Raw genomic sequence first — 19,919 nt, 5'->3', positions numbered from 1 at the left:
AGTGGGGTGGTTTGGGATAGAAATTCCTTAGGCCACTAGGCCCGCTTGGAATACTCGGCCAATTACCTCCTCAATGGGGGGGTCGGTGACGGTCAGGTCTTGTACTGCGAACTCCGCTAGGATGCGCGATACGGACTGGGTCAGGGCTCCCCGCTGCACAATCAGGCTGGCGGAGCAGCCATTCAGGGTTTCCAGGTCGCCGTAGCGGGCCAGGAGCGGACCATCGGCGGGGTTCGCCAGCTCCACCTTTACCTCCCGGTAGGGGGCAAAACGGGTCAAAAGATCCTCTAGACTGCCGTCGTAGATCAGTCCCCCCTGGTAGATCAGCAGTACGCGATCGCAGAGGGCGGTGATATCCGCCATGTAGTGACTGGTGAGGACAATGGTGGCCTGGTAGCGGCGGTTATATTCCCGTAGAAAGTCCCGCACTGCCACTTGGGCATTTACATCCAGGCCCAGGGTGGGTTCATCCAAAAACAGCACTTGGGGACGGTGGAGCAGAGCCGCCAACATCTCCGCCTTCATTCGCTCCCCCAGGGATAGTTTCCGCACGGGTTGGTTGAGTTTATCTCCGAGTTCTAGCAGGTCCGACAGCTCGGCAACGCGATCGCGAAAAACGCGATCGCTGAGACCGTAGATAGCCCCATTAATCCGCAGGGAATCCAGGGCGGGTAAATCCCACAGCAACTGCTGCTTTTGCCCCATCACCAACGTAATTTGCCGCAAAAAGGAGGGGGTCCGTTGAAAGGGCACCTGCCCCGCCACCCGCACCTGTCCCTGGGAAGGATGGATCAACCCCGTCAGCATCTTCAGTGTGGTTGTTTTACCCGCCCCATTGGGACCGAGAAAGCCCACCACTTCTCCCGGTGCGATGTGAAAGGACACTTGGCGCACCGCTTCTACCTGGCGGTAGCTACGCCGAAAGAAGTGGCGGAACGTGCCCCCCAGTCCCGGTGTTTTGATAGCAACGGGATATACCTTGGTCAGGTCTTGAACATCAATCATGGTGATCAAATCATAGTTAGGGATTGACACAGTTAGGGCTTTACACAGGAATAAGTTCCCATCCTCGGATACATCCGCGCTAGCGATGCACCCTGTTCAACGCTCAGGGTAGGATTGGCAACGATGGGCGATCACATAAAATGGGAATGGGGAATCGTCAGGTTTGGCTTAACTTTCTGGCTCTAATTCCCGGCACCGGGTTGACGGTTTTGACCATTGCTGTGGCGTTTTTGCGATTCTATGACGAACAAGACTTCCGCTTCCTCGAACTCGTTGCCCAACCTCGAACCTGGAGTAACCGCCTCACCGTGGCGGCCTTCGTGGTGGCGCTGGTTAATTTCGGCGTTGAGTGGAACCGTAGAAATCGAGAAACAAGCCGCTTGGCAAGAGCTGAAGCACGTGCAGCGGATGAACGAGCTGAGAAAGAGCAACGAAGAGCTGAGGATAAAGAACAAGCGACTCGCCGAGCTGCAATCGAAACTGAGCGAGATCTTGCACTCCTGAGCTTTTTGGCTGACCCCTCGGAGGCGAACCGCCAAAAGCTGAGTCAGGTATTGGCGGTTCTAAACGAATATCGGGATGCCTTGTTTTAGCACGCTCTATGACAGTGGCCCTCGTTCTCTAAGGCGTTCTCTAAGGCGTTAGAGATCAAATAACGTGGGATAGCCGTCCCGGCTGTCCATGGTCAGGCATTTTGCCTGACCCACAAGAATTGCCCATGAAAGGATCCGGGTTCCTGCGCGGGTGCAGATTTACCCTGCAACTCCAATCCGCTTAAAGGACTAGCGGGTCAGCGGCGAATGTCTCTTGCAGCATCAGACCATATTCCAGTCCCTCCACCACCGCTTGGTAGGAGGCTTCGATGATGTTGCCGGACACCCCGAGGGTGGTCCAACGCTGGTGACCGTCGCTGGACTCTAGCAGCACTCGGGTCTTGGCGGCGGTGCCCGCTCGTCCATCCAGAATCCGCACCTTGTAGTCGCTGAGGTGAAACTTTGCGATCGCAGGATAAAAAGTAGTCAGAGCCTTCCGCAGAGCCGTATCCAGGGCCGAGACGGGACCGTTACCCTCGGCGGCGGCGAGGATTTCTTCTCCCTCTACCTGGACCTTCACCGTAGCCAGGGAACGGGTACTCTCGGCTGCACCATCGGCAGCGCGATCGCAGTGAACTTGGAACCCCTTCAGGTCAAAGAACCGCCGTCGCTGCCCCAGCACCTCCCGCATCAACAGCTCAAAACTGGCCTCCGCCGCCTCAAACTGATAGCCCTCATTCTCCAAAACCTTCATCCGGCTCAGGAGTTGGCGCGAGGCCGGATCTTGCTTGTTCAGCTCAATGCCAAAACTGCGGGCCTTGGCCAAGATATTGCTCAGCCCCGCCTGCTCCGAGATCACAATGCGCCGCCGATTCCCCACCGCCTCCGGGGCAATGTGCTCATAGGTTTTGGAATTTTTTTCCACCGCGCTGACATGGATGCCCCCCTTGTGGGCAAAGGCCGACAGCCCCACAAAGGGAGCATGGTCATCGGGAGCCAGATTCACCACTTCGCTGATCAAACGGCTGGTGTCCGCCAGGGTGGCGAGGCGTTCTGGGGGTAGACAGGGTTTCCCCAACTTGAGTTGCAAGTTGGGCATCACAGAACAGAGGTTAGCATTCCCGCAGCGCTCACCATAGCCGTTCATCGTGCCCTGCACCATCGTCGCCCCCGCTATCACCGCCGCGAGAGCATTGGCCACCGCCGTCCCCGCATCATTGTGGGTGTGGATACCCAAGCAAGGAAGACGCCCCAGTTCCCCCGCCGGGAATTGTCCTTGCAGCCAGTCCTGCACCGTCTGTACAATCGCGGTGACTTCATGGGGCAGGGTGCCGCCATTGGTGTCGCACAGCACGAGCCATTCCGCCCCCGCTGCCACCGCCGCCTCTAGGGTTTCCAGGGCGTAGTCGGGGTTGGCCTTGTAGCCGTCAAACCAGTGTTCGGCATCGTAGATCACCCGTCGCCCCTGGCTGCGAAGATAGGCGATCGTATCCCCAATCATGGCCAGATTTTCCCCCAGGGTGGTTTGCAGGCCATCGGTGACATGGAGATCCCAGGACTTGCCAAATAGGGTGATCCAGCGGGTTCCTGCCGCCAGAATCGGTTGCAGCATCGGGTCTTCAGCGGCCCTGCCACCGGGACGACGGGTGGAGCAAAAGGCCACCACCTCCGCCTGTTGCAACGGCTCCTCCTTGAGTTGCCAGAAAAACTGCACATCCTTAGGGTTTGCCCCCGGCCACCCGCCTTCAATAAAGGGCACCCCCAACTCATCCAGCTTGTGGGCAATCCGCAGCTTGTCTTCAATAGACAGGGCCAGTCCTTCCCGCTGGGCTCCGTCTCGCAGGGTGGTGTCGTAGATCCAAACAGTAGGGGTAAAGGCAGTGGGGGTAAAGGTTTCAGGGGTGGGCATGGTAATCCGGAAATCAGCGGGCAGTACTACTAGCAGAACATAAGGACAGGAGACTGAGGCGCTCTCTAGGGAAAACTTTAGCCCCCCGTCCTCAACACCTGTGTTGCTGTCAGGGGGATACCGGCAGGGTGATCGCATCTATATCGCATCTATAGCGACATGCAGTTGGATTGCGTACATCCCTGAGGGCGTACGGGATTGAGATGAATACCGCCGTGAGTACATCTGACGCTGACGCTGACGATGATAGAAAGGCTGGGGATGTATTATCGCCTCTTTGGCCTAGATAGGCCACTTTCTTGAAAACCCTATTTTGCGGATGTGCTATGACCTCTTCTCCAGCGTGCCCTCTCATTGGCATCATTATGGGCAGTGACTCCGATTTACCCACCATGCAGGCTGCGATCGCAATTTGCAAAGACTTCAATGTGCCCCATGAGGTGGCGATTGTCTCTGCCCACCGCACGCCAGAACGGATGGTGGACTACGCCCAACAGGCCCATGTTCGGGGGCTGAAGGTAATCATTGCCGGGGCGGGGGGAGCGGCCCACCTACCGGGAATGGTAGCAGCCCTGTCGCCCCTGCCCGTGATTGGCGTTCCGGTGCAGAGCCGTGCCCTCAGTGGGGTGGACTCTCTGTATTCCATTGTGCAAATGCCGGGGGGGATTCCCGTGGCGACGGTGGCCATCGGCAATGCCCAAAATGCGGGGCTTCTGGCGGTACAGATTTTGGCCACTCATGATGGGGAATTGTGCGATCGCGTCCTGCAATACCGCCAAGATCTCAAACAGCAAGTCCTGGAGAAACAGGCCCGATTAGAAATCTTGGGATATGAGCAATATTTAGCCCAGTCTTCTTAAATTTCCAGATAATCGCCCCCAGATGGCCTCTAACCCCATTCCAATTCCCTTAGAGTGCCCCCATACTGGGCAAAACCTCTGGCACCCTCGCAAAAATGTATAGGCTGATACAACTTGTCAGCCCCAGACTTGGTGGAATCGTGTGTACTTGCGGTATTCGGTAATTGGAGCAGGATTTGATCGGTGATTTCCCTTGGGTTACCCGTGTTATCCAATCTCAAGCCGACTATGAACCTGGGGGTGCTTCCCCCCAGTTAGTTCTGACTCCGTACCCTGGAAAGTTCCAGGAGCTCCTTGCACGGGCAGCCCAGCGTTCTTGGGTGCGCCAATTGCGACTGAAGAGGCTGTGTCTGCTGTCTGAAATGCTGTTGAAGGGATGTTTGTCGAGATGTCTAGATTAGTGTTACGCAAACGAACTAAATCCAGGAGACGGCAATCGTCGTCCTTCTGGGATGCTAACGTGCCCGACTTTAGTGGGGCAATCCAGAACTTCTTTGGGAAGGGATTTTCCTGGGGCTGGCTGGCCTGTGTTCCCCTAGCGATCGTAGTTGTCTTAGGTTGGGGCTTGGCCGCCCATGCCCAAGATGAACCGCTGACGGCGGAAGATGTGCAGACCGTTCTGGACAATATCTGGATTCTGGTTGCTGCCATTCTGGTGATCTTTATGAACGCCGGATTTGGGATGTTGGAGACGGGTTTCTGTCGTCAGAAAAACGCCGTCAACATTCTGGCTAAGAACCTGATCGTGTTTGCCCTGGCTACCCTGGCCTTCTGGGCCATTGGGTTCTCCTTTCTGGCGGCACCCTCTGGCGGATGGATTGGACTGGGGGGCTTCTTCCTGTCTGGGACCCCTGAAACCTATGCCCTAGAGGAGGGTGTGGGTCTTACGGTACCTGTCTTTTTCCTATTCCAAGCGGCCTTCGCCGGTACTGCTGCCACCATCGTCTCCGGGGCGGTGGCTGAGCGAATTAAATTCATGGACTTCCTGATCTTCAGCCTGCTGCTAACGGGGATTGCCTACCCTATTAGCGCAAGCTGGACCTGGAATGGTGACGGTTGGTTGGGGGCGCTAGGATTCTCTGACTTTGCTGGGTCTACCATTGTCCACTCCGTAGGGGGCTGGGCTGCGCTGATGGGAGCTGCCTTCCTCGGGCCTCGGATCGGTAAGTACCAGGATGGCCAAGTCAATGCCATCCCCGGCCACAACATGAGTATTGCCATGTTGGGCTGTTTGATTCTGTGGATTGGCTGGTTCGGTTTCAACCCTGGTTCTGAGTTGGCCGCTAGCACCGCTGTTCCTTACATTGCGGTCACCACCAACTTGGCGGCTGCAGGTGGTGCGGTTGCTGCCACGGCCACGGCTTGGGTGCTAAGCGGCAAGCCTGACCTGTCTATGATTATCAACGGCGTCCTAGCGGGCCTGGTGGCGATCACTGCTGGGTGTGATGGGGTTAGCTACTTGGGTGCTGTCGTGATTGGTCTGATCGGGGGTGTCTTGGTGGTCTTCGCCGTGGGCTTCTTCGATAGCATCAAAATCGATGACCCGGTGGGCGCTATCTCTGTGCACTTGGTCAACGGCATCTGGGGCACCTTGGCGGTTGGTCTCTTTAATATGGAGTCCGGCCTCTTCTACGGTGGTGGTTTTGGTCAACTGGGGGTTCAGATCCTAGGGATTCTGTCCTACGGTCTCTTCACCGTGGTCATGTCTTCTATCTTCTGGATTGTGCTGAAGTCCACCCTGGGCATTCGGGTGACGCCGGAAGAGGAGATGAAGGGTCTGGATATCGCCGAGCACGGCATGGAAGCCTACAGTGGTTTCCTGAAGGATGCCAGCGATATGGGCAGTGTTTCCTAAGCTACTGACCTTAGGTTGAAGGAACTCAGGGTTCCTTTCTAACCCTCAATTCATGTCCTAAACAAAGGTCGCTGATTTTATCAGTGACCTTTGTTTTTGCGGTTGTTTTTGCGGTCCTGTTTTTGGGTGCCGTGATAGTTTGGGTCTCTGTTGAGGCTAGGAAGGTGGAAATTGGTAACGAATGCTTAACCCCCGTATCGTTAGCCTGCTAGGCTGACCATAGCCGCCTATGATGGGGCGTATTCTCTAGAAAACTCCAATATCCGCTGGCTTTAGGGCCAAGGTAGGGGGTGCCTAGACCAGCGCCATCCTCATTCGCGCCATTGACATCCACTTCTTGGGCTGACGGTTCCGTCCATGAGCAATTCCGATGCTGTTGTGGACGAGCTGTTGAGGGCTATTCCTCAACTGCGATCGCAACTTTTTTTCAAAACCTCTCTCACAGCCCTGTCCCACGCGATGGAAGACCAGGTGTTGGCGGGGACCACTGATCAGGGAGCAATGGATCAGCCCCTAGTCATTGCCAGTTTTCAACAGGCACGTTTCTATCGCCAGGAAGCCAGCCGCTACCAGCGCATTGCCCAGCTCACGGATCAGGTCTATGTGCTGTCGGCAGCGGGGACCAGCTTTGAGAACAGTTCTAGCCACTACGAAACCATTGCTTTTACCCCAGACGATGGCCTCACCCAGGAATGGCATCTGGTGGTGATGGGGGCACATTATAGCGCCTGTCTGATCTGTCGCGAGCGGGCTCCCGCTCCCCTAGTAGAGCGCAGTCCCACAGGGCCAGCCCTAGAACAAACTCGCCGCTTTGAGGGCATTTGGAGCCCCGATCGAGGGGTGACCCAGGAAGCCGCTGCCCTGTTGCTGGACCGCATTGAGTCCTATCGCCCCGAGTTGTCTGCCAAGCTAGCCATCGCCCGTGATCATTACTTGAAAACCAGGGTGGTGCCTAATTTTGCCGAGTTATCGGGGCCAGGGACCGATCCCTTTACCCAACGATTGGTAACCTACCTCCAGGCGGGGCAGTACAAGCTGCTGAAAACCTACAAAGCGATCGCGAACCAAGAGCGACGGGCACGACTGGTGAACTCCATCACTGCCGCTATCCGCCGCTCTCTCAACCCCGAAGAAATCTTTCAGATTGCAGTGCGAGAAGTCGGTCAGGCACTGGGGGTCTGCCGTTGTATCGTCTACCGTTGCTACGGCGCAGAGGAGCAGGTTCAAATCCAGTACGAGCACCGTGAACCCCAGGTCTCGTCCCTCCAGGATCAGGTATGGCCCCTGACAGATCATCCTCTACTGCAACGACTACGCCGCGATCGCGAAACCCTAGCCATCGCCGATACCCAAGCTGCCGACCCCGATCTGGCTGCCGACCTGCTGCCCTTAGTCCCCCTGATGGAGCAGTGGCAAATCCGATCCTGGCTGATGGTGCCCTTACTCTACCAACAGCGGCTCCTGGGAGTTATTGAAATCCACCATTGCCAGTCCGGCAGCTACACCTGGAATGATGACGATATTGCCCTAGTAGAGTCCGTCGCCGCTCAACTCAGCGTCGCCATCATCCAGGCCGATGCCTACGCCCACCTTCAGGATCTGAACCAGCAGCTTGCTGCCCTAGAAAGCACCCGCAGCAACCTAATTGCCATCACGGGCCACGAGTTACGCACTCCCCTCTCTACCATTCAGGTCTGTCTGGAGAGCCTAGAAGCAGAGCCGGATATGCCCCAGGAACTGCGCTCCATCATGCTTACCTCAGCCCTGAAGGATGCAGAACGGATGCGTAAACTGGTGCAGGACTTCCTCACCCTGTCGCGCCTAGAGAGTGGACGCATCGAGTGGAACTTAGAGGCCCTTGCCATTGGAGAATGTATCGATCTGGCCTTGAGCAGCATCCAGGCCCGCCATGGTCAAGGAGAAACCTGTCCCCACCTCGTGGTGGACCTGCCTCGCCGTCTTCCCCTCGTGTGGGCCGATGGCGAGTGGGTAGTCGAGGTCATTGTCAAACTCCTGGACAATGCCTGTAAATTTACCGACCCCAGTGGTACCATCACCCTCCAAGCTCAGCAACAGGATCCCCGCACGCTCCAGGTGACGGTCATCGACACCGGGCGCGGCATTGAAGCCCACCGCCTAGAGACGGTTTTCGATCGTTTTTACCAAGAGGAAGGAGCTCTGCGCCGCACTGCTGGCGGCACTGGTCTGGGCCTCGCCATGTGTCGCCAGATTGTGGAAGGGCTCAAGGGTCAGATCTGGGCTACCTCCGGCGGTAAGGATCAGGGCAGTCAGTTCCACTTCACCCTACCCATTGCCGAGGGACAGGCCAGCCTGCCCGCCCGTCGTGCTCCGCGCAAGGGCCGGACAACCGCCGCCAAAAACCGCGATGGTCAAAAGCCAGCCTGAGAGCATCGCGAGTCCTAGTCCCCCCATCTGAAGAACTGTTACACTTCCTCAATAAGTCGATAAACGCCCCCGTAGCCGGTGATACGATGCCGTCAAAATGGTTGAGAGATAGCATTCATGGCAGAAACTCTGACTGGCCAAACTCCTATTTTCGGCGGCAGCACCGGGGGCCTACTGACCAAGGCAGCTGTAGAGGAAAAATACGCCATCACTTGGACCAGTACTCAGGAGCAGGTGTTTGAACTGCCCACTGGTGGCGCGGCGATTATGAACGAAGGGGAAAACCTACTGTATCTGGCCCGTAAGGAACAGTGTTTAGCATTGGGCACCCAACTTCGGACCAAGTTCAAGCCCAAGATTGTAGACTACAAAATCTATCGAATCTACCCCAACGGTGAAACCCAGTATCTGCACCCCGCAGATGGCGTCTTCCCTGAGAAGGTAAATGAAGGTCGTGAAGCCGTAGGCAGCGTCAGCCGCAGCATCGGTAAAAATCCCGATCCTTCCACTGTCAAGTTCAGCGGCAAAGAACCCTACGAGGTCTAGGCCGTCGGTCTTGTCTCCTAATAAGCTTGCCTCCTATTAAATAGGCAACAAAGGGGCTCAGCACTGCTGAGCCCCTTTGTTGTATTTGTTGCGGGAGTTGTTGCCAGTTGCCGAGGAAGTTAGGACCTGTGCTAAATGGAGTCGGAGTGCCCTCCCCAACTCCCCGTAGAATAGAAAGCCTGTACGGGTTTTTGCCGTCGGGCTCCGCCTATCCCCCAACACCATGGTTTCTCCCTCCCTTGACCAATTCATCCATCTCGCTACTCAGGGCAACTTTGTTCCGGTGTACCAAGAGCTAGCCGCCGACCTCGACACCCCTGTTTCCGCGTGGCACAAGGTCTGTAACGGGCAACCCTACAGCTTTCTGCTGGAGTCGGTAGAAGGTGGAGAAAACCTGGGGCGCTATAGTCTGCTGGGGTGCGATCCCCTGTGGGTACTGGAAACGCGGGGGGCTGTGACCACCCAAACCTATCGGGATGGCACCGCCAAGACCTATGAGGGCAATCCCTTTGAGATTCTGCCCCAGTGCCTTGCTCCCTACCAGCCTGTGAAACTGCCCCAGTTACCCCCCGGCATCGGTGGCCTGTTTGGCTTCTGGGGCTATGAGCTGATTCAGTGGATTGAGCCGACGGTCCCCATCCACGATCGCACCGACACTGATCTTCCCGATGGTCTCTGGATGCAGGTGGATAATCTCCTGATCTTTGATCAGGTGAAACGCAAAATTTGGATCATTGCCTACGCTGATCTGCGGGCTCCGGGGCAGACGGTGACACGGGCTTATCAGCAAGCCTGCGATCGCATTCAAACCCTAGTCCATAAACTTTCCCAGCCCCTGGAAGGACTCGCCCCTCTTGTCGGCTGGCAACCCCCAGAGGAAAACGCCGCCCCCCCCCTGAACTATCGCAGTAACCGCACCCAGGCAGACTTCTGCCAAGCTGTCACCACCGCCAAAGACCACATCCGCGCCGGAGATATCTTCCAGGTCGTGGTCTCCCAGCGCCTCACCACGCCCTACCAAGGCAACCCTTTTAACCTGTACCGTTCCCTGCGGCTGGTGAACCCCTCCCCCTACATGGCCTACTTCCACTTCCGAGACTGGCAGATGATTGGCTCCAGCCCGGAGGTAATGGTGAAGGCGGAGTACAGCGATGAGCCGGGAGCCCCCATGGTGGCCACTGTGCGCCCCATTGCCGGGACGCGGCCCCGAGGTCAGACCCCCGCCGCTGATGAAGCCCTAGCCCAGGATTTGCTCCAAGACCCCAAGGAAATTGCCGAGCACGTCATGCTGGTGGACCTAGGCCGCAATGATCTGGGTCGGGTCTGCGCCAGTGGTACGGTGCGGGTGGACGAACTGATGGTGATCGAGCGCTATTCCCACGTTATGCACATCGTCAGCAACGTGGTGGGCCACCTCGCCCCGGAGAAAACCGCCTGGGATCTACTGAAAGCTTGCTTCCCAGCGGGTACCGTCAGTGGGGCTCCCAAAATTCGCGCCATGCAGATCATCAATGCTCTGGAGCCCGATCGCCGGGGGCCATACTCTGGAGTCTACGGCTACTACGACTTTGAGGGGCAGCTCAATACCGCCATCACGATCCGGACAATGTTTGCCCAGGCTCAGGGGCCTGACCAGTGGCAGATCAGTGTTCAGGCGGGAGCGGGCTTGGTGGCGGATTCGGTGCCTGAGAGCGAGTTCCAGGAAACTCTGAACAAGGCCCGAGGCATGTTGGAGGCGATCCGCTGTCTACGGCAACCCTGAAGAGTTGTATAGGTAGGAGTTGGGCACTGCCCAACTCCTACGAAACTCATCATTTTTTCTTAGTCTACGTTCGTCTATAAAGCTTTCATGACACAACTTGGAAGGTTACAGAAAACCGAGCCCATTGACTGCTGGCTGAGCGGAGTCGAAGCCAGCCACACCACCAGGTTCTTGCCGTTCCCTAGCCCCTCGGGCAGCAAAGCCAACGACTCCCCTCAGGGAACTGGGTGTCTGTATGAAGACAACGACGTAGCAGGCTTTTCAGCTCGTCTCAAGCCATAACCTTCCAAGTCGTGTTCATGAAGCTATCTGCCTAATTTGGGTATTTAGACAGATCATGATCCGCCTATATCGCCCCAGTAGAGGCATAGGCAGACCATAACCTGCCTAAACCATCCATCCGGATGCTTATACAGACTGTGATCTGCCCATATCCCCTAGGGCTTAGTTATAGGAGCAACAGTAAAGTTCATGAATTTTTTGATGTTACTGAGAGTATTGCCGAGTGGCAAAAGCTAAGATTGTCTCCTAAAGCTTCCAGTCTTTATGCTTAGTCACGAGCTTAACCCTGAGCAAAGCGCGATCGCTAGCCACGTAGAAGGTGCAATTTTAGTACTTGCTCCGGTTGGGACAGGCAAGACTCGTGTACTAGCGGAGCGAGTTCTACATGCGATTCATAAGGGCATCTCTCCTAGGCGAATTCTCTGTCTAACGTTTACAAATCGAGCCGCCAGAGAAATGGGAGAGCGGTTATCGAAGTACTGCCCGGAGCAATTGCAATATCTGACGATTAATACCTTTCATGGTTTATGTGCTTCAATCCTACGGATTGAAGCACGTCAGTTTGGGTTGCCCACAGACTTTGTGATTTATGACGATGCCGATTCGATTGAACTGGTCAAAGAAGTTTTTAATTTATCGAATGATCGTGATGCCCAACAATTATTCTTCAACTTAGCAAACTGTAAAGTTAAAGCTAAAGATTCTCAGTTATCTCCGAATAATCTAGCCGAAAATCTATATGCGCCATTAGGCAGTAAAAACGCTCAATGTGCCGCTCAATATCAAGCTATCCTTCAAAAGCGTCATGCTTTAGATTTTGCCGACCTCATGTTTTATCTTCGGGTCATGCTACAGCATGAATCGGAAATAAGCCAACGTTGGGCAGATAAGTTTGATTTTGTTCAAGTCGATGAAGTCCAGGACACTCATCTGTCGGAATATGGCATTGTTAAGCATTTAGCTGCTAACAGTGGCAACCTGGCAATGATAGGAGATCTGGATCAGACTATTTATGAGTGGAGAGGTTCTGAACCAGATGAAGTCATTAAGCAATTTAATGTTGATTTCAACCCTGCAACGTATTCTTTGACCTGGAACTATCGAGCAACAAAAACTCTTCTAAATGCGGCTTCTGGGTTTGCAGATTCATTTGAACATCGACAAACAAAAATCACACCTGCACCTGGGTGTGATGTGGGTGAGTTGATTCAAATCTATTCGGCAAGTAATGAGCGGGCGGAAGCAGAGTGGATTGGCAAGCAAATCCAGCATCTGGCCAGCAATCAAGAAAAGTTAGATTACAGCCGAGTGGCAATTCTTGCTCGCAGCCATAGGCGCACAGAAGTAGTGAGTCAAGTATTGGAGCGTATAGATATTCCTTGCATCACAGTTGAGCGATTCCAATTTTTCATGCGTCAGGAAGTAAAAGATGCACTTGCTTATCTGCATCTTATTCTCAATCCTTTTGATGCTGGTGCCATGCGTCGGATGTTGCTTCGTCCGAGTCGTGGAATTGGTGATGTGACGATTAAGACTGTAAGTGAGGAAGGGAAAAATTGCGGATTTAGTTTGATAGACATGGTATCAAGCAAAACTTTTACTGATGGAGATCCCTTCAGCGAAATATTAAGGGCTTACTCATCTGGAGTCGTCACAGTCTTTGATGTGGAGACAACAGGGTTCTCAGTTAGTCAAGATGAAGTTGTTGAGATTGCGGCAGTTCGCTTGATTGAAGGGGAATCACAGGCTGAATTTCATGCTTATATTGCAAATACAGTTAGTGTTGGCGACTCAGAAAGGATACATGGACATAGTGATCTATTTCTGTCAAAACATGGTCGAGCTGCGAAAGATGTGTTTAATGAGTTCTTTGAGTTTGCCGAAAATTCAATTCTAGTCGGTCATAATGTGGGCTTTGACATCAAAATGGTGACTGCCCAAGCCCAAAAAGTTGGTATTACTGTTCCAAAGCTGCAATGGGAAGACACGTTAGAACTAGCAAATCGGTTTATTGACTCTGATCGTTACAGCTTGGAAGTATTAGCAGAGCATCTAAATCTTGTCCATCTGCCTAGCCATAAGGCAATGGATGATGTGAGAACCACAATTGATTTGTTAGAGGTTTTAGTACCGTCAGTTGAGCGTAGAGTCGACTACCGTAAAGCTCTAGTGTATCGCTATGGAGATGAGTTTGAAATACTCGCTGAGCAGATGGATAATTGGCGCGATGCTAGCCAAACACTACGCCCCTCAGATCTATTAGATAAGTTGTTAGCAGAATCTGGACTATATAGTTATTACCAAGCAGATGAGAAACGTCTGCAAAATCTCCGGCATCTTGTACGTCTTTTTCAAAAACGAGATGACCTAGCTTTACATCCCGATACTGCTTTACGCGGTATCCTTGAATTCACTGCTCTTGCCAAGAGCTTAGACCAAGTTTCTCAGGATAATAATCAAGTTTCTATCGTTACAGTCCATCAATCCAAGGGGCTAGAGTTTGACAGTATTTTTATTGCAGGTGCTACAGAGGATGAATTCCCTAGCTTTTTTAGTGTTCGTGACAATAAGTTAGAAGAAGAAAAGCGGTTGTTTTATGTTGCAATGACGAGAGCAAAGAAAAGATTGTTTATATCTGCCTACTCAAGAGATTTCAGGGACTACTCAAAATCTCGCAGCCAATTTATTCGTGAAATACCTGAGGAGTACATTCAGTGAGCGACACACAACCTACATACCGCTGCTTTCATCCTCTTATTGTAAATGCGTATACTTCTGTACACCAGTGGATTGAGACAAGTGTTCAAGATGCTAATGGTTACAAAAGTTTGACCTACAGCAACCTAAAACGGAAGCTTCAAGAAACTGATTGGAAACACATTGCTTTCCAATATTATGCTCTCTTTCCAGCGCATTACTTCAAGGCAGCCTACACGCTAGATTCTGTCATTGGAGAAGAACAGATCGCAACTTGGCTGAGACATCGGCAAAAGGTTTGTATTTTGGATATGGGTTGTGGAGCTGGTGCCGCTTCCGCTGCTTTTTTGGAGATAGTTATTCGCTTAAAAGAGCAGGGGAAACTGACAAATGAGGTAAATATTCTATTCATTGGTGTTGATCCAAGCCATCGTGCTATTGGACTTTACAATCAGACAATGGGAAATCTTAAGTCATCAACTGCGAACCTAGTTAACCTTAACTTCAAACATGTAATCGAGGGGTTTCCAAATGCTATAAATCCCATTAATAGATATCTTAAAAATGAACTTTTATCATCTCAAATTCCATGCCTATCTAATGTTTTAGTAATGCAGCTTAATGTTATTTCTCCGTTCAGCCAAATTTATAGAAGCTGTCAAGCAAACTTAGAAGAGCTAAGAGCTTTAGGTGTCGATGTTGATGAGTCCACAACAGAGGATGATGTAGGACTTGGTACTGCTGAAGCTCAAGCATATAAACAATTGATAGAAAGTGTCCCAGTTGATGTCATGCACATTGTGACAATTGGAACCAAGAATATGGAAAAGCAAGTGCAAGAAGGCACAAATAGTGAAGTTACTTTAGAAGAGAGAATTAAAGAAATGGCTAATACCCTACAGCAGATTGTAGGCAATCGACATACTATTAATCAGATTAATTCAGGCAATCATACTGTGTACTTTGAAAATCCTCCCAACTGTTATTGGAGAGATCAAAAAAATGTTGTGGAATACAATACAGAATTCTATGTTGATTTCCAGACAGTGTATAGCGCTGACAGAAAAGAAGATCAAGAATGGAATGAGGTTATCAGTCTTGATAATCTGAGATTAGCTTGGGCGAGAGCAAGGAATAATCTTTTAAGAGAATCCCTTTGTGATGAAACAGAATTACGTCTATTCGAAGTAGAGCTAAATGCAAAGCTTCAAGATCTTCAAGAACAGTTAAGCGCTTACGCTGATGATGTCGCAAGGATAGAAGAACAAATAGCGTATAAATTTCCTAAGAATGTAAATGTTACCCGCCCAAGAGGATTGTCTCGAATTGAGGAAGAAATTTTATCTGTTGCCATTGTTCAGAGGCTAGGGAACAAGGTATCTCAGTTAAGAGGTAGCAGTACCCCTGTTAAGGTGAACGTTTGTTCTCCTTTTGGTTTAGGAGGCGAGCGGTCGAAACATGAGGATGTTTGGGGTCATATTCGTTCTTTTTGACAGCTTTTTTGGGGCCTCTGGGCGACGACTTAAACCGTTTCAGGTCGATTTGCGCCGCCCATTCTTTCAAGATTTCGGCGAAGGGTTCAATGGCCATCTTCCCGAACGGTCTCCACTCGGACGGTGGGAGGGCAATCATCATGCCTCGAAAAGTCCCCTGAACTTCTTCAACGAGATGGAAGTTGGACAACCCTGCTTCAATTTTGCCAACCCCGTGAACGGCTTTTAGGGCAGCTTTGACGGTGGATAAGACATTGAAGGCAACGACGGCCATACAAAAGACGAATAAAGCGGCCCTGGGATAGCCCAAAGTGTTCAGCTCACAGGAGAAGACATCGGTGACCACTTGAAACATCTTCTCGACGGTCCAGCGCTCCAAGTAGAGTTCGGTGACCAACGGGGCGGTCGCGACCCTGGTGGGTAAGTTGGTGAACAGGGCGACTTCGCTGTCGCCATGCCGGGTGGGTTGAGCCAGCTTGACGACAACCCGGCGCAGGGTCAGAGTCTGGTCTTCATGAGTGATTCTCACCGCTTGCTCAAAGACTTCTCCGGTCGCCGATGAACCAACGGCCTTCAAGGGCTCTAGCGCTTCCCAAGGGGTGTTTTTATGAGCCCGAATAACGAAGTAGGCTTGACGTTGAGCAATACCCAGCAGCGCACCGCAGGCACAGAAATTACGGTCTGCTATCCACACCTGATTGGCTTGCACCGTTTCGAGCATCTCGGGCAGCAACGAACGCTCTTGGGCATGGGCATCCTCACAAAGAAAGATATCCGTTACCAGATGCTGCTCTGGGTCAAGCACTGCAATCGATTGGCCGGGTAGCGGGCCTGAGCGAGTGGCCTGCAATGGCTTCAACCGATGCTCGGTTGTTCCCAAGTGATTACCGTCGGCGATCCGGATGCAGTAGCCCGGTAAGCGCTGGGACTGGGATAACCCCAGCGCTTTGACCACAGGAGCCAACTCCTGATAGGCATAGCGCACTAATGCCTGACTAATTCTGGGCTCTAAGCCGTTGAGCTTGCTGTACAGCGCTGGTTTTGACACCCCAATTTGCTTCTCTAGCTTTTGGTAGGCAGCGTTCACTGAAGGATGAATCCCGCTGACCACCAAACTCATCAGTCCCACCACACTCGAAAACAATAGCTCTCGGGTGTATTGCTTCTCGGCGTTTTTCTCAAATAACTCGTCGAGTTTATCGGGCCTAAAAATGCGCTCCATCAAGACGCGGAACATTACGCTTACCGGACTCGCTTCGACAAATTGCTCAAAGATGGCGCTAATCATTGGCCTACAACCTTCTGATGACAGGCATTGAGACCTCGATAACTGATTTGGATTTACCGACAGATTACAGGTGAATAGTACAGATGGTCACCTTGACAGGGGTAGAGGTAGCAGTTATGCTTATAGGCTTACCAGACAGGATAGAAAAGATACTGAGTATCTCTATGAATATTATTTTGAAACATATTCTTCTTATATAAATGAAGCGAAAGCAAGTGCTATTAAGTATCATGACGGAGCTGTTCTAAGAGGAGATATTGAGTCATTCTATACCAGGATATTTCAAGATAATCTCTGTGATTTACTTTCTAGGGAACTGACGACCAGTGATCGAATACGCTGGTTGATTCGGCTTTTACTATTTAAAGAATTAAATGACCATGAGGTTGGTAGAGGTATAACACAAGGAAGTATTGGTTCAGGTTTTTACGCCAACATATATCTGGAAACTGTTGATGAGAGATTTGGAGCTAGTAATGAGTGGGGACTCAAATTTTATCGCTACGTAGATGACATGATCTTCATCATACCTAATCCTGATGATATAGACGATGTTGAAAAAGTTCTAATTGAAGAATTAGGCAAACTAGGTCTAAACCTAAATCCTAAAAAGACCGCAAAAATATACAATATAACAGACTTTTTAGAAGAGGTTCAGCGAGATCAAATCTTAGACCAGTTGCATGATAGATATAATGCAATCACTGATCCACTTTGGATGTTGGATTCTAGTCATCGGAATCTGCTTGAAAGTGCCTATATGAATGATGAAAGATGGTGGCATAATATTGAGCGTTATCAAAAATGCTTAAGAAGTTTAGATCTCTACATTTCAACAACTGATCTAAGCCGAAAAATCTTCAAATATTTGTTTAACCAGAAGAGGCGGGAACGAGAATTAAAAAAGTATAAGCAGGTGATTGAACATGTTACTGAGCTAGGTGCTACATACCCACCAATCAGTGATGAGATTACTAAAATTTCAGCTTGGGGCGTTAATTTTTTAGCTGTTAATTCCGAGTGGAATGAAGATATTAATACATTGCGAAGCGATTTGATTGAACTATTTCTCAGTAGTTGGCAATTATTAAAATGCCTGAATGAGGATAATCCCATTGAGTACAGGCGGCTCGAAAGATATATTAGATTTTCCCTTACAAAATTGTCTTTTCTAGGTCTTCGTGAAATCATCTCTACTATAGAGGAAGTATTGAAAGGTTCATTCTGGATTATTCGTAATCCCCTAAACGTGCTTGAAAATATCGCTAGTCAGGGCTTTACAAAGGAGCTGAATGAGCTATTTGATCACTTTCAGAACCTTGATAAATCTGTTGAGTATCTTAAAGCAATTACGATTAGAGCAATGCGCTTTCTACCAAGCGTTGAAGCTAAGGAATGGGAAACAATCGTCGGATGTGCAACTAGTATAGATGATTCAGTCGGTCTTGCCGAAAGACTCATGGCAACTGAAGCTTGGCTATACTTAGGACATAAATACGACGATTTCAAGCAAAGTCAGCATATTGAAGCGGTAAAAGCTGCTCTTCGCTCTGAGCCAGCACCACCAAGCAGATTAGAAAAAAACTACCTATTAATTTTGGGGCAATTTGAACCTAACGCTGTGCAAGAATTTTCTGTCAATGTCAATGATCCTATGCTCGTTAGCGCGCGGGATCTTGCTCTTCAAGGTAATTCATCTGAGATATTTGACTTGCCAGAGCTTAAAGTTCTTCGAGAAACTTACTATAGTGGACAAGGTCCAACTGACAGTGAAGAAGGATCGCCTTGAGAAACTGAAAGTCAGGTAATCAGCCTAAACCCTACTGCGGAGGGTGCGATCGCTTTCGCAGAGTGAAGCAGCGACGGCTTCGATGAATCAGCATCTAGAAGCCTTGAACATCAAACTCATCTAGAGAATCTGCACCATGAACACCGCTCAAATTAGCACCGATGGCACCCATCAAATTGTGATACTTCCCGAAGACTTTAAAATGTTGGGTACTGAGGTCTACATTAAAAAAGTTGGGAGTGCAATCGTTCTGATTGCTAAAGATAGCCCTTGGCAATCGCTCTTTGAGAGCTTAGAACAATTCTCGGACGATTTCATGACCACTAGAGATCAGCCCCCCCTCGACGTTCGAGAGGCGTTCTAGATGCAATACCTGCTTGATACCAACATTTGCATTTATCTGATTAAGCAAAAACCTCCCAAGGTATTGGCACGATTCAAAACCTTAGCTTTGTCAGATATTGGTATTTCTTCCATAACAGTAGCGGAGCTAGAATATGGCGTTTGCAAGAGCCAACAGCAAGAGAAAAATCGTAGTGCTTTGATGCAATTTTTAATCCCACTAGAAATTGTTGAGTTTGATCAAGCTGCTGCGACCCTCTATGGCGCAATTAGAAGCGATCTAGAAAGTAGGGGACTTGTTATTGGGGCAATGGACATGCTGATTGCTGCCCATGCCTTGAGCCTTGGCATTACGTTGGTTAGCAACAATGTGCGAGAGTTTTCACGCATTGTCAATTTACCTCTAGAAAACTGGACGGAATGAACTATAGAGCGATCGCAAATCTCTTCTAAGTTGGGTGAACGAAGGAAACTTAACAATCCGGAAAGAACTCTACTCTAAACCTATTTGATCTGAGAATATGAGATCTCTATCAGTATCCCAATCATTTAGATAGACCTCTTGTTCAACATAACGATAGAAACATGGTGATGTAAAACTAAATGGTACAGATATCGTCTAAAGTACTGACCTTGACAGAGTCGTAGGGTGGGCATTGCCCACCGCTCAAACTCGCTCCCCCACCTCCAATCCTCTCCTCAAAAAAGCAACATCCCCACATCCCCAAAAAGCATATCGGCTTTGATGCTAGCCATGGCATAGCGTAAACGTCGTACATTCTCCGGCCCAGGGATGGTGGGCAATGCCCACCCTACAAAGAGCTGGATCCGACCACGCTCCGCGTGGCGGGTAAGCTCAATCGTTATGCCCCTTGGCGATCAGTGAGGATAGTGTTGCAAATTTATTGTTTTTTGTTGAGAATCAAGGCAGGGTAAGATAAGAGCTTGATTTGTATAGTTCATCAATTTAGTTGAGTTAAAGGGTAAGCCTTCAGGGGGTCACGGCGTGATTAGGGTTTGAGGCTGATGAGTGGCCAAAGGCAGCAATGAAGGAGGCGCTTGACCAAAGCGAGCCGACCAATAGGCTTGAGTGAGAAAGTCCAGCACATCTCGCTGCTGCATCGTCAGAGAAGAAACCGTCGTCAGCATCCG

General features: G+C 50.8%; 14 protein-coding genes. 11 read left to right on the top strand and 3 right to left on the bottom strand.

The window, feature by feature from the left end; translation table 11 throughout:
• Nucleotides 1–27 precede the first annotated feature (27 nt).
• Nucleotides 28–1,005, bottom strand: a complete 978-nt coding sequence (locus LEP6406_RS0212970) for an ABC transporter ATP-binding protein (RefSeq protein WP_008312712.1) — start codon at nucleotides 1,003–1,005, stop codon at nucleotides 28–30.
• 140 nt (nucleotides 1,006–1,145) lie between these two features.
• On the opposite strand from LEP6406_RS0212970, the gene LEP6406_RS0212965 reads away from it, so the two are divergent.
• Nucleotides 1,146–1,598 carry a hypothetical protein gene (locus LEP6406_RS0212965; protein WP_008312714.1) on the top strand — a complete coding sequence of 151 codons (453 nt, stop codon included), beginning with the start codon at nucleotides 1,146–1,148 and terminating at the stop codon, nucleotides 1,596–1,598.
• 181 nt (nucleotides 1,599–1,779) lie between these two features.
• On the opposite strand, the gene cimA is transcribed toward LEP6406_RS0212965, so the two are convergent.
• A complete protein-coding gene (gene cimA, locus LEP6406_RS0212960) occupies nucleotides 1,780–3,447 on the bottom strand; it encodes a citramalate synthase (protein ID WP_008312716.1) in 1,668 nt (555 codons plus the stop codon).
• Between the two features lie 326 nt (nucleotides 3,448–3,773).
• On the opposite strand from cimA, the gene purE reads away from it, so the two are divergent.
• From purE to LEP6406_RS32870, 7 genes are all read left to right on the top strand, one after another.
• On the top strand, nucleotides 3,774–4,307 hold the full coding sequence (gene purE / locus LEP6406_RS0212955; RefSeq protein WP_008312719.1) for a 5-(carboxyamino)imidazole ribonucleotide mutase: 534 nt from the start codon (nucleotides 3,774–3,776) through the stop codon (nucleotides 4,305–4,307).
• A gap of 460 nt (nucleotides 4,308–4,767) precedes the next feature.
• Entirely contained in the window at nucleotides 4,768–6,162 is a 1,395-nt protein-coding gene (locus LEP6406_RS0212950) for an ammonium transporter (RefSeq protein ID WP_008312721.1), read from the top strand.
• A 357-nt stretch (nucleotides 6,163–6,519) separates the two neighbouring features.
• Nucleotides 6,520–8,568 (top strand): DICT sensory domain-containing protein, encoded by a 2,049-nt coding sequence (locus LEP6406_RS0212945; RefSeq protein WP_008312722.1) that lies wholly within the window; start codon nucleotides 6,520–6,522, stop codon nucleotides 8,566–8,568.
• Nucleotides 8,569–8,685: 117 nt separating this feature from the next.
• Nucleotides 8,686–9,114, top strand: a complete 429-nt coding sequence (locus tag LEP6406_RS0212940; RefSeq protein ID WP_008312724.1) for a photosystem I reaction center subunit II PsaD — start codon at nucleotides 8,686–8,688, stop codon at nucleotides 9,112–9,114.
• Between the two features lie 223 nt (nucleotides 9,115–9,337).
• Nucleotides 9,338–10,876, top strand: a complete 1,539-nt coding sequence (locus LEP6406_RS0212935) for an anthranilate synthase component I family protein (protein ID WP_008312726.1) — start codon at nucleotides 9,338–9,340, stop codon at nucleotides 10,874–10,876.
• Between the two features lie 546 nt (nucleotides 10,877–11,422).
• Nucleotides 11,423–13,876 (top strand): 3'-5' exonuclease, encoded by a 2,454-nt coding sequence (locus LEP6406_RS0212930; protein ID WP_008312729.1) that lies wholly within the window; start codon nucleotides 11,423–11,425, stop codon nucleotides 13,874–13,876.
• Nucleotides 13,873–15,348 carry a hypothetical protein gene (locus LEP6406_RS32870; protein WP_008312731.1) on the top strand — a complete coding sequence of 492 codons (1,476 nt, stop codon included), beginning with the start codon at nucleotides 13,873–13,875 and terminating at the stop codon, nucleotides 15,346–15,348. Before LEP6406_RS0212930 ends, LEP6406_RS32870 begins: the two co-directional genes overlap by 4 nt.
• Here the strand turns inward: LEP6406_RS32870 and LEP6406_RS0212925 are convergent.
• Nucleotides 15,263–16,636, bottom strand: coding sequence for a transposase (locus tag LEP6406_RS0212925; RefSeq protein WP_008315299.1), 1,374 nt, complete (start codon nucleotides 16,634–16,636; stop codon nucleotides 15,263–15,265). The two genes, LEP6406_RS32870 and LEP6406_RS0212925, sit on opposite strands and share 86 nt — an antisense overlap.
• Before the next feature lie 70 nt (nucleotides 16,637–16,706).
• Between LEP6406_RS0212925 and LEP6406_RS0212920 the strand changes: the two genes are divergently transcribed.
• The 3 genes from LEP6406_RS0212920 to LEP6406_RS0212910 all read left to right on the top strand — a co-directional run bounded on the left by LEP6406_RS0212920 (nucleotide 16,707) and on the right by LEP6406_RS0212910 (nucleotide 19,191).
• Nucleotides 16,707–18,425: a reverse transcriptase domain-containing protein gene (locus tag LEP6406_RS0212920; RefSeq protein ID WP_008315932.1), complete on the top strand. Its 1,719-nt coding sequence runs from the start codon at nucleotides 16,707–16,709 to the stop codon at nucleotides 18,423–18,425.
• Between the two features lie 136 nt (nucleotides 18,426–18,561).
• On the top strand, nucleotides 18,562–18,789 hold the full coding sequence (locus tag LEP6406_RS0212915) for an antitoxin (RefSeq protein ID WP_008315933.1): 228 nt from the start codon (nucleotides 18,562–18,564) through the stop codon (nucleotides 18,787–18,789).
• A complete protein-coding gene (locus tag LEP6406_RS0212910; RefSeq protein WP_008315934.1) occupies nucleotides 18,790–19,191 on the top strand; it encodes a type II toxin-antitoxin system tRNA(fMet)-specific endonuclease VapC in 402 nt (133 codons plus the stop codon).
• Nucleotides 19,192–19,919: the final 728 nt, after the last annotated feature.

Source organism: Leptolyngbya sp. PCC 6406 (assembly GCF_000332095.2).
Lineage (GTDB): Bacteria > Cyanobacteriota > Cyanobacteriia > Phormidesmidales > Phormidesmidaceae > PCC-6406.
This window is presented reverse-complemented; position numbering and strand designations above follow the sequence as displayed.

Bases quoted from the DNA above. Each gene is read 5' to 3' on its own strand.
- LEP6406_RS0212970 (WP_008312712.1), bottom strand. From the start codon at position 1,005: ATGATTGATGTTCAAGACCTGACCAAGGTATATCCCGTTGCTATCAAA.
- LEP6406_RS0212965 (WP_008312714.1), top strand. From the start codon at position 1,146: ATGGGAATGGGGAATCGTCAGGTTTGGCTTAACTTTCTGGCTCTAATT.
- cimA (WP_008312716.1), bottom strand. From the start codon at position 3,447: ATGCCCACCCCTGAAACCTTTACCCCCACTGCCTTTACCCCTACTGTT.
- purE (WP_008312719.1), top strand. From the start codon at position 3,774: ATGACCTCTTCTCCAGCGTGCCCTCTCATTGGCATCATTATGGGCAGT.
- LEP6406_RS0212945 (WP_008312722.1), top strand. From the start codon at position 6,520: ATGAGCAATTCCGATGCTGTTGTGGACGAGCTGTTGAGGGCTATTCCT.
- LEP6406_RS0212940 (WP_008312724.1), top strand. From the start codon at position 8,686: ATGGCAGAAACTCTGACTGGCCAAACTCCTATTTTCGGCGGCAGCACC.
- LEP6406_RS0212935 (WP_008312726.1), top strand. From the start codon at position 9,338: ATGGTTTCTCCCTCCCTTGACCAATTCATCCATCTCGCTACTCAGGGC.
- LEP6406_RS0212930 (WP_008312729.1), top strand. From the start codon at position 11,423: ATGCTTAGTCACGAGCTTAACCCTGAGCAAAGCGCGATCGCTAGCCAC.
- LEP6406_RS0212925 (WP_008315299.1), bottom strand. From the start codon at position 16,636: ATGATTAGCGCCATCTTTGAGCAATTTGTCGAAGCGAGTCCGGTAAGC.
- LEP6406_RS0212915 (WP_008315933.1), top strand. From the start codon at position 18,562: ATGAACACCGCTCAAATTAGCACCGATGGCACCCATCAAATTGTGATA.
- LEP6406_RS0212910 (WP_008315934.1), top strand. From the start codon at position 18,790: ATGCAATACCTGCTTGATACCAACATTTGCATTTATCTGATTAAGCAA.